Origin of the sequence: Stenotrophomonas indicatrix, assembly GCF_050573115.1 — a bacterium.
Taxonomy (GTDB): domain Bacteria; phylum Pseudomonadota; class Gammaproteobacteria; order Xanthomonadales; family Xanthomonadaceae; genus Stenotrophomonas; species Stenotrophomonas lactitubi_A.
Map to the genome: position 1 here is coordinate 165,917 of NZ_JBNYZT010000009.1, position 12,647 is coordinate 178,563.

At 66.5% G+C, this 12,647-nt stretch carries 13 protein-coding genes; 8 read left to right on the forward strand and 5 right to left on the reverse strand.

Annotated elements, in window-relative coordinates; all coding sequences use genetic code 11:
• The first annotated feature begins 55 nt into the window (after positions 1-55).
• Entirely contained in the window at positions 56-2,974 is a 2,919-nt protein-coding gene (locus tag ACQ5SA_RS19335) for a TonB-dependent receptor (RefSeq protein WP_499315611.1), read from the forward strand.
• A 118-nt stretch (positions 2,975-3,092) separates the two neighbouring features.
• Here the strand turns inward: ACQ5SA_RS19335 and ACQ5SA_RS19340 are convergent, their stop codons facing one another.
• Positions 3,093-3,350, reverse strand: coding sequence for a DUF2789 domain-containing protein (locus tag ACQ5SA_RS19340; RefSeq protein ID WP_499315612.1), 258 nt, complete (start codon positions 3,348-3,350; stop codon positions 3,093-3,095).
• 108 nt (positions 3,351-3,458) lie between these two features.
• Here ACQ5SA_RS19340 and ACQ5SA_RS19345 point away from each other — a divergent pair, with 108 nt between their 5' ends.
• The 6 genes from ACQ5SA_RS19345 (at position 3,459) to ACQ5SA_RS19370 (ending at position 6,834) form a co-directional block, all read left to right on the forward strand.
• Complete coding sequence (locus ACQ5SA_RS19345; RefSeq protein ID WP_230112389.1) at positions 3,459-4,046, forward strand: biliverdin-producing heme oxygenase; 588 nt, start codon at positions 3,459-3,461, stop codon at positions 4,044-4,046.
• 31 nt (positions 4,047-4,077) lie between these two features.
• Positions 4,078-4,545, forward strand: coding sequence for a YbaN family protein (locus tag ACQ5SA_RS19350; protein WP_230112390.1), 468 nt, complete (start codon positions 4,078-4,080; stop codon positions 4,543-4,545).
• Positions 4,532-5,260 (forward strand): tonB-system energizer ExbB, encoded by a 729-nt coding sequence (gene exbB, locus ACQ5SA_RS19355; protein WP_499315613.1) that lies wholly within the window; start codon positions 4,532-4,534, stop codon positions 5,258-5,260. The genes ACQ5SA_RS19350 and exbB overlap by 14 nt, the downstream gene beginning before the upstream one ends.
• An 8-nt stretch (positions 5,261-5,268) precedes the next feature.
• A complete protein-coding gene (gene exbD, locus ACQ5SA_RS19360) occupies positions 5,269-5,694 on the forward strand; it encodes a TonB system transport protein ExbD (RefSeq protein WP_353099325.1) in 426 nt (141 codons plus the stop codon).
• Positions 5,691-6,410: an energy transducer TonB gene (locus ACQ5SA_RS19365; RefSeq protein ID WP_499315614.1), complete on the forward strand. Its 720-nt coding sequence runs from the start codon at positions 5,691-5,693 to the stop codon at positions 6,408-6,410. Before exbD ends, ACQ5SA_RS19365 begins: the two co-directional genes overlap by 4 nt.
• Before the next feature lie 118 nt (positions 6,411-6,528).
• Positions 6,529-6,834, forward strand: a complete 306-nt coding sequence (locus ACQ5SA_RS19370) for a hypothetical protein (protein ID WP_499315615.1) — start codon at positions 6,529-6,531, stop codon at positions 6,832-6,834.
• Between the two features lie 88 nt (positions 6,835-6,922).
• Here the strand turns inward: ACQ5SA_RS19370 and ACQ5SA_RS19375 are convergent, their stop codons facing one another.
• A complete protein-coding gene (locus ACQ5SA_RS19375) occupies positions 6,923-8,950 on the reverse strand; it encodes a sodium-translocating pyrophosphatase (protein WP_230112395.1) in 2,028 nt (675 codons plus the stop codon).
• 284 nt (positions 8,951-9,234) lie between these two features.
• On the opposite strand from ACQ5SA_RS19375, the gene ACQ5SA_RS19380 reads away from it, so the two are divergent.
• Positions 9,235-9,738: a hypothetical protein gene (locus ACQ5SA_RS19380; RefSeq protein WP_099821616.1), complete on the forward strand. Its 504-nt coding sequence runs from the start codon at positions 9,235-9,237 to the stop codon at positions 9,736-9,738.
• Between the two features lie 62 nt (positions 9,739-9,800).
• Here the strand turns inward: ACQ5SA_RS19380 and ACQ5SA_RS19385 are convergent, their stop codons facing one another.
• The 3 genes from ACQ5SA_RS19385 to ACQ5SA_RS19395 form a co-directional block, all read right to left on the reverse strand.
• Entirely contained in the window at positions 9,801-10,190 is a 390-nt protein-coding gene (locus ACQ5SA_RS19385; RefSeq protein WP_499315617.1) for a DUF488 domain-containing protein, read from the reverse strand.
• Between the two features lie 121 nt (positions 10,191-10,311).
• Positions 10,312-11,106: a hypothetical protein gene (locus tag ACQ5SA_RS19390; protein WP_230112397.1), complete on the reverse strand. Its 795-nt coding sequence runs from the start codon at positions 11,104-11,106 to the stop codon at positions 10,312-10,314.
• Between the two features lie 165 nt (positions 11,107-11,271).
• Complete coding sequence (locus ACQ5SA_RS19395; protein ID WP_499315619.1) at positions 11,272-12,528, reverse strand: 6-phosphofructokinase; 1,257 nt, start codon at positions 12,526-12,528, stop codon at positions 11,272-11,274.
• Positions 12,529-12,647: the final 119 nt, after the last annotated feature.

The following is a 12,647-nucleotide window of genomic DNA, read 5'->3' on the forward strand; positions in this document are numbered from 1 at the left end:
CCTGCGTTGCGGATGACGCCGCGTTCGCGGCACCGATTACCTGACAGGTTCCCCCATGTTCGACTCCCACCGCGCGCGCCGGATGCTGCGCCCGTCCCGCCTGTGCATCGCATTGCTGGCTGCCGGTCTTGCCAGTGCCGCACCCTCCGTACTGGCGCAGAGCGCCAGCGGCGACCACGCTGCCGTTCAGCGCTTCGACATTCCGGCGCAGCCCCTGGACGAAGCGTTGCGCAGCTACATGCGCCAGTCCGGCGTGCAGGTGGTGTATCCCGCATCGCTGGCGCAGGGCGTAACCTCGCGCGCGGTCAGTGGCAGCCTATCGGCCAGCGAGGCGCTGCAGCACCTGTTGCAGGGCACGGGCCTGGCAATGCGCAGGGTCAGCACCGATGCCGTCACCCTGGAAGCGGCAACGCCAGTGCAGGCTGGCAGCGGTGTGATCGTCACCGACACGCTGAGCGTGGCTGGCGACCGTGTTGACAGTGGCGCCTCCAGCGACGAAGCGCGCCTGCTCGACAGCTATCGCAGTGTCGGTTCCACCACCACGCTCAACCGCACGCACCTGGAGCGCTTCCGCGGCACCTCCAACGGCGACATCGTCAAAGGGGTGGCCGGCGTCACTGCGGGAGACCCGCGCGTGGGCAACGGTTTCGACGTCAACATCCGCGGCATCCAGGGCCAGGGCCGCGTACCGGTGATCATCGACGGTGGCCAGTCCAGCATGGACACCTACCGGGGCTATGCCGGCCAGTCACAGCGCACCTATCTCGACCCGGACCTGATCTCCAGCCTGACCATCACCAAGGGCCCGAGCCTGCAGGCCAACGCCTCCGGTGGTATCGGCGGCGTGGTCGAAATGGAGACGCTGAAGATCGGCGACGTGCTGCGCGAGGGTCGCGACTTCGGCGTACGTGTGCGTGGTGGTCTGGCCAATGCCAGTGCCAACAACCTGCCGGCTTACAGTGCGGCACCGCGCACGGATCGTAGCGCCACCGGCAGCCAGTTCTTCAACGTGGCTGCGGCAGGTCACTGGGACCGCTTCGATCTGGTCGCCGCCTACGCGTACCGCGACAACGGCAATTACTTCTCCGGCAAGCATGGCTACGACGACTTTCCGCAGACCCGGCGCACGCTGGCGCCACTGAATCCGCCGCGTACCGAGGTGTTCAATACGTCTGCGCGCTCGAAGTCGGCGCTGCTCAAGGGCACCTGGCGCATTGATGACGCGCAGACGCTGGAAGCCGGCTATCGCCGCTACGAAGGCACCGCCGGCGAGATCATGGCCTCGCAGATCATCCGCGTCGAACGTGACCGCATCCCGCAATGGGATCCAGGCCACGTCGACATGGACAGCTACAGCCTGCGCTACCGCTTCAACCCGGACAGCGACCTGGTCGACCTGCGCGTCAACGCTTCGTACACCGACACTGACAGCGTGATGTACAACAGCCTGACCGGCATCACCCCGTGGTACTTCGATCGCCGCACCGAGTGGTACGACGCCCCCAGCTTCAGCGGCGACCCCGGCTACAAGGATGCCTACCGCAATCCGCTGCGACAGAAGCGCTTCGGTCTGGATGCCAGCAATACCTCGACGTTCGACACCCGCGCCGGCGCGTTCACGCTCGACTACGGCCTGTCCTACAGCGACGAAGACATTGCGCCGGGCAGCTCGGGCCCGGTCATGCATGACGACCTGGTCAACAACCGCTTCCTGCGCAATGCCGAGCGCAAGGAATACAGTGCTGTGGCGTCGTTGAAGTGGCAGCCCGACGAACACTGGGAGCTGTTGGCCGGTGGTCGCTGGAACCGGGTGGATGTGCATGACCGCAACCGCCTGGCCACGCCTGACGCCTATGAGGTGCAGGGCCAGTATCGCTACACCGAGCTGCTCAACGGCAACCCCAAGCTGCCGTCGTGGCGTGCAAAGCGCATCGCGCTGCTGAACTGGTATCCGGATGCGAGCGGAAAATTCACCCATGAATCGCTGCTGGCCTCTCCGTACAAGAAGGGCACGGTCGGCGACATCGGTGGTTGGAACTTCTACGACGCTGGCAAGGCGCAGGATCTGGAAGTGCCGGTCAGCTGGACCTGGTCGCAGCCGATCCGCCGCCGCGACACCGCGTTCTCGCCGACCGCCAGCGTGGCCTATCGCTTCAGCGAAGACACCATGGTCTACGTGAAGTACGCCGAAGGCACCAAGCTGCCGAGCCTGTTCGAGACGACGCTGGGCCTGTTCACCGCCGCCAAGCCGGTGGGCGAACTGAAGCCGGAACGTGCGCGCAGCTGGGAGATCGGTGCCAGCACCATCCGCTATGACCTGTTCACCAACGGTGACCGCCTGGCGCTGAAGCTGGCGTACTTCGATACCCGCATCGATGACCTGATCACCCGTGACTACCGCACGCTGTCGGCCGGCCTGATCCGCAACGTCGACCAGTTCAAGGTTTCGGGCATGGAGTTCCAGTCCAGCTATGACAGCGGCAAGGTGTTTGCCGACCTGTCGGCGCACTACTACTTCAAGGCCAAGACCTGCGCGCCGGACATCGCCGCAGAGCGTCGTGCCTACGGCGCACAGCGGAAGAATGACGAGCTGGTCAACACGCCCGACTGCGTGGACGGTGGCTTCGAGGGTTCGTACACCAACACGCAGAACCCACCGCGCTACATGGTCAACCTGACCCTGGGCTCGCGCCTGTTCGACGAGCGCCTGACCTTCGGCACCCGCGTGGTCCACAACGCGGGTCCGATCAGCAAACTGGATAAGGACTGGAACGTGGGCCTGTCGGCGATCCAGCAGTTGTACCGGCCGACCACCCTGGTCGACCTGTTCGCCAGCTGGAGCTTCAACGACCAGCTGTCGGTGGAAGCGGGCGTGGACAACCTGACCGACCGCTACTACCTGGACCCGCTTGCCCTGGGCGTGATGCCGGCACCGGGCCGCACTGCGCGGCTGGCAGTGACCTGGAAGTATTGATGGGCGGGGTCGGATCCCTTTCCTTCGGAAAGGGCTCTGACCCCATCGGGTCCGGCCATCCACGCATGGCGTGGATCTACCGAACAACCGGTGGCGCCGGGCCGTGCCCGGCGAACGCTTACAACCCGGTCGCCGCCTTCACCGCCTCTTCGTGCAGCGCTTCGTTCAGTTCGTCGACCACGGTGGTCCACGCCGCATCGGCCTGCAGCGATTCGCTCAGGAACTGGCGCTGGGCATCGCTCCAGTAGGGTGCCTCGGCCACTTCCACATCGGTGGCCAACTGGTGCTCGCGGATGAAGCGGGCGATGCCCTCGGCGCTGGCGTCCAGGCCCAGCTGCAGGAACAGGTTGGTCATGCGCGGTTCGGTGGTGATCATCGTCGGCTCCGGGTGGAAGAAGGGGATGGCCCATTATCGGCGCACACGGGCTTGGGGAAAGCCCCGCAGCAGACGTCTACAGCAGGACGAACCTTTCGGCATTCCCCCATGAACGCATACATCGCTCCCGAAGACAGCCGCAGCCTGCGGCTGAAGGCCGCCACCCGCGACAGCCACGGCGCGCTGGACAAGCGCATCATGGCCGGCGACATCTTCGCCGACCGCAGCAACTTCGCCCGCTTCCTGCGCGTGCAGTACCGCTTTCACCGCAGCATCGATGCGCTGTATGGCAACCCCGCGCTGGACGCACTGCTGCCTGATCTCGGTGAACGCCGCCGGCTGACACAGGTCGCGCGTGACCTGCAGGACCTGGAACAGACGCTGCCGGACGCCGACATCCCAGCCCTGCCGTTGCACCTGGCGCTGCCCGCAGCGCTGGGCTGGCTGTACGTGGCCGAAGGCTCCAACCTGGGCGGCACCGTGCTGTACAAAATGGCGGCCAAGCTCGGCCTGGACCGCGACTTCGGCGCCCGTCACCTGGCGGCGCATCCCGATGGCGCCGCGCGCCACTGGCGCGAGTTCACTGCTGCGCTGGACGCGGTGCCGCTGAGTGCCGAGCAGGAGCAGCAGGTGATCGATGCGGCCGATGCCGCGTTCCGCAGCGTGCACGGCCACGTTGAAGTGGAATTCGCCTGATGAACGCCTACCGCGCGCAGGCGCAGGGCTGATGCGCTGGCTCTGGTTCGCGCTGGGCTGGGCGATGGTCGGCCTCGGGGTGATCGGTGCGTTGCTGCCGGTGATGCCGACGACCATTTTCCTGATCCTGGCGGTGGGCTGCTTCGCCCGCAGCTCGCCGAAGTTCGAGCAGCGCCTGCTGGCACATCCGCGCTACGGCCCGTCGTTGCGGTTGTGGCGCGAGCAGGGCGCAGTGTCGCGCAAGGGCAAGGCGTTCGCCAGCGCCGGCATGGCGCTGGGATTCGCGATGTTCTGCTGGGGCGCACATCCGTCCTGGCGTCTGCTGCTGGGCGTGGGTCTGTTCTTCGCGGTCAGCGCCGGCTATGTGCTCAGTCGACCAGCACCACGCATGGAGCCCGCGCCGCTGGTGGAAGTGGACGACGCCCATGATCCGCGCACGGCTCGCCGCCGTACCGCGTCCCCTGATTCTGATGGAACCCGAGACGATGCTGCCTGCTGACCTGGCCCCTTTGGCCGCCCCCGCACTGACCCCGTGGGGCATGTATCTGGCCGCCGACGTAGTGGTGAAGGCGGTGATGATCGCGCTCGCGTTCGCGTCGCTGGCCACCTGGACCGTGCTGTTGGCCAAAGGCTGGGAGCTGGCCCGGCAGGCGCGGCAGCTGCGAGCGGCGCGCACGCTGTTGCTGCAGGCGGCGAGCCTGCCCAACGAACACGCAGATGCCTGCGTGCAGCAGGGTATTGCGAGGGTGATGCTGGATGCCGTGCGGAGCGAACTGCGCCTGTCGCAGGATCTGGACAGCGGCGATGGCATCAAGGAACGCGTTGCCTCACGCCTGGACCGCATCGAACTGGAAACCGCGCGCATGCAGCGGCGCGGCATCGGCGTGCTCGCCAGCATCGGCGCGGTGGCGCCGTTCGTGGGCCTGTTCGGCACGGTGTGGGGCATCATGAACAGCTTCATCGGCATCGCCCACAGCAACACCACCAATCTGGCGGTGGTTGCGCCGGGTATCGCGGAGGCCCTGCTGGCGACCGCGCTCGGCCTGGTCGCGGCGATTCCCGCAGTGCTGGTCTACAACCACTTCAGCCGCGTACTGGCGGGCCTGCGCGGGCTGCTGGGCGATCTGTCCGCAGCTGTGCAGCAGCTGGTGTCGCGTGATCTGGATCGGGCTGCACACCGTGCGCCGGCAGGCACGCTGCGTGCAGTGAACTGAGGCGCACCATGGCGATCAGGACCGCATCCGGACGCGATGACACCCCGGAAGAAGCTCACGAGATCAATGTCACGCCCTTCATCGACGTGATGCTGGTGCTGTTGATCATCTTCATGGTGGCCGCGCCGTTGGCTACGGTGTCGGTGCCCGTGCAGCTCCCCTCCAGCAGTGCGCAAGCGACGCCGGCAGAAAATGCGCCGGTGTATGTGACCGTGCAGGCCGACCTGTCGCTGCGGGTGGGCGAGGCGCCGGTGGTGCGCGATGACCTCGCCACTGCGGTGCGCTCGGCAACGCATGGCGATACGTCGCAGCGTCTCTATCTGCGTGCCGATCAGCGCGTCTCCTATGGAGACCTGATGGCGACGTTGGATGCTCTGCGCAGTGCCGGTTACCTGAAGGTCGCCCTGGTCGGGTTGGAGCAGGACGCTCGATGAGCGGGCTGCAGCGCTGGGCGACCAGCCTGGCGATCGTGCTGCTGGCACATGCGGTGCTGATCGGTACGCTGTGGTGGTGGGCGTCGCGTACGCCGCCGGTCGTAGCAGTGGCACCTCCTGCCGCCTTGATGCTGGAGTTGGCTCCCGCCGCGCAGGCGCCGCCGGTACCGTCGCGCGCGCTGCCCGCCGGACCATTGCAGCAGGAGCAGCAGCGGCGCGTGATCGTGCCGAAGCAGCACGAACAGATCAAAGTGCCGGCGCTGCCACAAGGGGAACTTGCGGCCCCGCTCGAGCCACCTGCGAAACCGACAGAGGAAGCCGCGGACGCCAACGTTGATCGCACGCTGGCGCCACCGGACGTTCCTGCGCAGGCAGCAGCACGTTACGCTGCACCGCGTACCACGGCCGGCGAACGCAGCAGTGCCAGCGCCACCTGGCAAGGGCTGCTGCTGGGACACCTGCAACAGCATCGGCGCTATCCACGCCAGTCCGAACGGTTGCGCCAGCAGGGCGTAGCTTATGTGCGCTTTGCGGTTGCCCGCGACGGCCGTGTGTCGGCACCGCGCATCGACCGCAGCAGCGGCTTCGCACTGCTGGACCAGGAGACACTGGACACCGTGCAGCGCGCCAGCCCGGTGCCGGTGCCGCCGGCCGATGTGGCCGGCGACCCGGTGGAAGTGATGGTACCGGTGGCGTTCTTCCTGCGCGGGCGGTGATCGGCGGTGGCGCCGGGTCCCTTTCGGCAGGAAAGGACTCTGGACGCAATCGGGAATTCACGGCTGCCCCCAGACCTTATGCTGGTGCACGACCCACATTGGAAGAGGGGAGGCTGGAATGGCGATACGGACGTTGCGGGTACTGGCCTGGTGCAGCGTGGTCCTTGCTGCATTCGTGGCGCTCCTTTCACTGGCACCGTTCACCCCGGCCGTCATTCTTGCCTGGCCCTTGCTGGTGTTCGCTGCATTCTGCATCTGGCGAGGTGTGCGCTTGCCTGGCGTGGTCTGTGCATGGCTGGCCTCGCTTGCCTTCATTGGCAGTCCGCTCAGCACCTTCGACGGCTGGAACCGACCGATCTACGCCTGCTGGGTGATCGCAGCGGTGTTGCTTGCGGTCCACCGGTTGCGGTGGGCGCGGCCGTAGAGTCGGGTCTGCTCGACTCTACGGCTTCTGCTCATCCACGCATGGCGTGGATCTACCGGGAACCATCGCCCCGGGCGGGGCGCGCAATCTACAACAGCGGCACCAGCAACAACGCCACGATGTTGATGATCTTGATCAGCGGATTGATCGCCGGGCCGGCGGTGTCCTTGTACGGATCACCCACGGTGTCGCCGGTTATCGCTGCCTTGTGCGCTTCGCTGCCCTTGCCGCCGAAGTGACCATCCTCGATGTACTTCTTGGCGTTGTCCCAGGCACCACCACCGGTGGTCATCGAAATGGCAACGAACAGCCCGGTGACGATCGTGCCGATCAGCAGCCCGCCAAGCGCGCGTGGCCCCAGCAGCAGGCCGACCACCACCGGCACGGCCACCGGCAGCAGCGACGGTACGATCATTTCGCGGATCGCCGAACGGGTCAGCATGTCCACCGCCTTGTCGTACTGCGGCTTGGCGGTGCCCTGCATGATGCCGGGGATCTCGCGGAACTGCCGCCGCACTTCCTCCACCACCGCGCCGGCCGCACGACCAACCGCTTCCATCGCCATCGCGCCGAACAGGTAGGGAATCAGGCCGCCAATCAGCAGGCCGATGATCACCGTATGGTCGCTGAGGTCGAAACGGAACTCCTGGCCGGGATTGGCCGCCTGCAGGTTGTGCGTGTAGTCGGCGAACAACACCAGCGCGGCCAATGCTGCCGAGCCGATGGCATAGCCCTTGGTGACCGCCTTGGTGGTGTTGCCCACCGCATCGAGCGGATCGGTGATGTCGCGGATCTCCGAGGGCAGTTCGGCCATCTCGGCGATGCCGCCGGCGTTGTCGGTGATCGGCCCGTAGGCATCGAGTGCGACGATCATGCCCGCCATCGACAACATTGCGGTGGCGGCGATGGCGATGCCATACAACCCGGCCAGCGCGTGTGCGCCCCAGATCGCTACGCACACTGCGATCACCGGCAGCGCGGTGGACTTCATCGAAATGCCGAGGCCGGCAATGATGTTGGTGCCGTGGCCGGTGGTCGAGGCCTGCGCCACATGCTGCACCGGCTTGTACTGGGTGCCGGTGTAGTACTCGGTGATCCACACGATCAGGCCGGTCAGGACCAGTCCGATCAGCGCGCAGCCGTACAGCGCGATGGGACCATGCACGTTGTCGGCCATCAGCCCGGTGGTGATCGGGTAGAACGCGATCGCGGCCAGCACGCCGGAGACGATCACGCCCTTGTACAGCGCGCCCATGATCGAGCCGCCCGGCTTCACCTTCACGAACAGCGCGCCGATGATCGAAGCGATGATCGACACACCGCCCAGCACCAGCGGATACAGCACCGCATTGGCACCGGCCTCGGCCAGCATCAGGCTGCCCAGCAGCATGGTGGCGATGACGGTGACCGCATAGGTTTCAAACAGATCGGCAGCCATGCCGGCACAGTCGCCGACGTTGTCACCGACGTTGTCGGCGATCACCGCCGGGTTGCGCGGGTCGTCCTCGGGAATGCCCGCTTCGACCTTGCCGACCAGATCGGCGCCGACATCGGCACCCTTGGTGAAGATGCCGCCGCCCAGACGCGCGAAGATCGAGATCAGCGATGAACCGAAGGCCAGGCCGACCAGTGCATGCAGTGCCTGCTCCATCGGCAGGCCAAGCCGCAGCAGCAATGCGTAGTAGCCGGCCACGCCGAGCAGGCCCAGACCGACCACCAGCATGCCGGTGATCGCGCCGCCGCGGAACGCCACATCCATCGCCGCACTGATGCCATGGCGCGCTGCCTCTGCGGTGCGTACGTTGGCGCGCACCGACACGTTCATGCCGATGTAGCCCGCTGCGCCGGACAGCACCGCACCGACCGCGAAGCCGATCGCGGTGTACCAGCTCAGGAAGATGCCGACCAGCACGAACAGCACCACGCCGGCGATGCCGATGGTCAGGTACTGGCGGTTGAGGTAGGCGCGCGCGCCTTCCTGGATGGCCGTGGCGATGGCGACCATGCGTTCATTGCCGGTGGGTTGGCGCAGGATCCAGCGCGCCGAGACGATTCCGTACAGGATCGCGAGAATGGCGCAGCCCAGCGCCAATGACAGCCCATGACGTTCCAGCATTAGACCCCTCCGCAAAATGGATGGACAAGCATCCAGTGGCGATGAACTGCACCACGAGGGGGACGACGGGCTGCAGCCTGGAACCAACCCGTACCGACCTTGGTGGTCGTCCGACGTATGGCGGTGTTCAGCATTCCCTGGTGTCCGCAGTATGCGTGCACCCGCGCCCGGATGGTAGCGCCGGGCCGCGTCCGGCGAGCGCAGCGGCTGCTCGATGGATGCGCCTTTGCACCCCGTTAAGCCAACCTCTGCAAGCCTGCGCGCAGTCCTGTCGGAGAATTCCCATGCGCCTGTCCCTGTTGATGCTTGCCGTCCTGGCCCCGGCCCTGCCTGCCTTCGCGGCGGAAGCACCCGAACTGCAGCGCGCTGTTGGTGCACCGCAGGCGGTTGGCGCGGTGCATACGCTGCGGCAGATTCCCGAGGCCTGTGCCCGCCTGGAAGGCGCGTTCACCGGTCAGGCCGCCGAGCCCTATCGTTTCTCGGCGGTGCGCACCAGCGAGCAGTGCCAGCCGCGCGCCCGCTTTGTCGACTACGCCAAGGCACAACCGAGCGCCGACAAGGGCTGGAAACTCAATGATGTGATCCGTGTTCCGAATGCGGCCTGCCCGGCGCAACAGGCGGTGGTGCGCGTGTGGCGTCTGCCGGTGAACAACGCGCAGGCGCTGGATGGGCAGGGGCAGTCGCGCATCTATCTGGAAGAAGCCAAGAAGCAGGCCGCCGCCGGCAAGATCCCGCAGGTGACGATGTTCGCCGCGCAGCTGCAGATGGAAGGCAAGGCCTGCAACTGAGGCCGAGCATCTACTGGAACGGAGACCCGGGTGGTGCCGGCCGCTGGCCGGCAACCGATTGATCACGCCGCCAATTTCGCTCCACGCGTCACCAGCAGTTCGCGCAGTGCCGACCGGTGGCAGCGCGCCTCGTCCTCGCAATAGCAGCCCACCGTGATGTCGCTATGCTGCGATAGTGCGGCCAGCAGATCCAGCGCATGCGCCGCATCAGGCGCCTTCATCTCGGCCTTGTAGTGGCGGAAGAACGCATTCCAATCGGCAGCGGTCTTCGCCTCATGCGCCTGCTTCACCAGCTCGGCGCTGGGTGACAGTGTCGGGAACCACACGTCGTACCAGTCCTGAGCCGCGAACTCGCTGCGCGGCACACCACGCGGCGGACGGCGCACGGTGCCGATGCGCAGTCCCTCGCCGGGCGGGCGCGGACTGCCGAGACGAACCACATGCAGGGCCATGATGATCTCCAGGCGGTGCCATCCAGCATCCTGCGATGCGCGTGCTACAGACGTGAACCCGCGTGGAAATGAAAAGGCCCGGGCGCTTGTGCACCCGGGCCTTTGCTCATGCAGGCAGCGGTCAGTTGCCGCGGCAGTCCTTCAGCCACAGCACACGGCCGATCTGGTCATAGCTGTCGACCACGCCGGTCAAGGTCACCTTCTCGCGCGGGCGCAGGGCCAGCGCATACGCAGCCTGGTTGGCGGCGAACGAACAGGAAATGGCCACGCGCTCAAAGTCGATGCTGCCATCGCTGGGCAGGTCGAAGCTGGTGTTGTAGGTCCCCCCGCTGCGCAGCACGGTAGTGATGCGGCCGGTGATGGCGTAGGTCTTGCCCTTGTAGCGCGGCTCGACCGCAGCCGGGTTGTCCTTGTTCTGGTTGCGCAGCTGGAAGCCGAAGCGCTCAGCCGCGACGGTCACCACCGACGCCTGCGGGGCGGTCCTGGCTGCCTGTTCGCCGGCCTTGCCCGGCTTGATCTGGTTGAGCAGCTTGCACATTTCATCGCGCACGCCGTCGGCCGAAGCAATGGCACCCTTGTTGACCTTCACCACCATGCCGACGGTGCCCTGGCCACCTTCGGAGGTGGCGCTGATGATCATCGGAATCGGCTTGTGGGCCATGGTTTCCGGCTCTTCGATCAGCATGGAGCCGCCTTCCGCATCCTCGCTGAGGACATCCATGTTGGCGTTCTTGGCGATCACCCGCATCTGGCCGATGGCGCTGGCCACGGTCAGGTCCGGGTGGGTGACCGACGAGGTGAAGGTGGTGCCGACGAAGGGATTGCCCTTCTTCTGGAAGTTGCTTTCGCAGGTCGCAGCGAAGGCCGGCGCAGCAGCGCCGCACAGCAGGGCAGCGATCAGGATCGGGTGCTTCATTGGTTACAGTCCTTGTGAAATGGCAGCACGGGCCCGGGCCGTGCGGCCGGGCAGCGTCGAATCTGGTTTGCGACGGCCCCTTTGCCCCGGGCCGGAGCCCGATTGTGGAGCGCTTCGGCGGTCGCCGCAATGCGCCCTGCGCTCCGCACAGGGCGCAGGAGGACTTCAGCCTTCGAATGCCGGCAGCTTCTGCTTCACCGCTACGTTCTTCAGCGTCACGTACTTCGGCAGGCCATCGCTACCGTAGGGCAACGGTGCTTCACCCTTGATCAACGGCTGCAGGTAGGCGCGCGCCTTGGCAGTGATGCCGAATCCATCGCGACGGATGAAGCTGGCCGGCATCTTCTTTTCATGGTTGGCGATCTTCGACAGCGGCGCTGCCTCGATCTTCCAACGATAGGGCGCATCACTGCTGCGCACGATCACCGGCATCACCCCGTTCTGGCCCTTCAGCGCCAGCTGCACGGCGGCCTTGCCCACGGCCTGGGCCTGTTCCCAGTCGGTCTTGCTGGCCAGGTGGCGCGCCGATCGCTGCAGATAGTCGGGCAGGGCCCAGTGCACCTTCAGCCCCAGCTGGTCCTTGACCCGCCCGGCCAGATGCGCGGCCACGCCACCCAGCTGCGAGTGGCCGAAGGAGTCCTTGCCGCCGCCAGCGTCGGCGACGAAGCGGCCATCGGCGGTGGCGATGCCTTCCGACGCCACCACCACGCAGTAGCCCACGCGAGCGACCACGGCCTTGACCTTGGCCAGGAACGCGGCCTCGTCATAGGCGCGCTCGGGCAGCAGGATGATGTGCGGAGCGTCGTCCTCGCCGGTGCCGGCCAGGCCGGCGGCCGCGGCCAGCCAGCCGGCGTGGCGGCCCATCGCTTCATAGATGAAGACGCGGGTGGAGGTCTCGGCCATCGCGGCCACGTCCAACGCCGCTTCGCGCACGGACACGGCCGTGTACTTGGCGGCCGAGCCGAAGCCGGGGCAGGTGTCGGTCACCGCCAGGTCGTTGTCGATGGTCTTGGGCACGCCGATGCAGGTCAGGTCGTAGCCGGAGCTTTTTGCCAGCTGCGACACCTTCAGGGCGGTATCTGCGGAGTCGTTGCCGCCGTTGTAGAGGAACCAGCGCACGTCGTGGGCGCGCAGGACGTCCAGCAGGCGGTCGTAACGGGCACGGTCTGCCTCCAGTGATTTCAGCTTGACCCGGCACGAGCCGAACGCGCCGCCGGGGGTGTGGGCCAGGGCGCGGATGGCCGCAGCACTCTCCTTGCTGGTGTCGATCAACTCCTCGCGCAGGGCGCCGAGGATGCCGTTGCGCGCGGCCAGGACCTTGATTCCCTTGGCGCGGGCCTGTTCGATCACCGCCGCGGCAGTGGCGTTGATGACGGCGGTGACGCCGCCGGACTGGGCGTAAAGGAGGGTGCCATTGCGCATGCTTTTACCTGTTCGGGGGAGGGGACATTGCAGGGACATTACCCGTATGCGCTAAAGTGGCGCTATTGCGGTGCAGCGATACCGGACCGTCCGGGACGCGAACCTTCTTTATTTTCAAC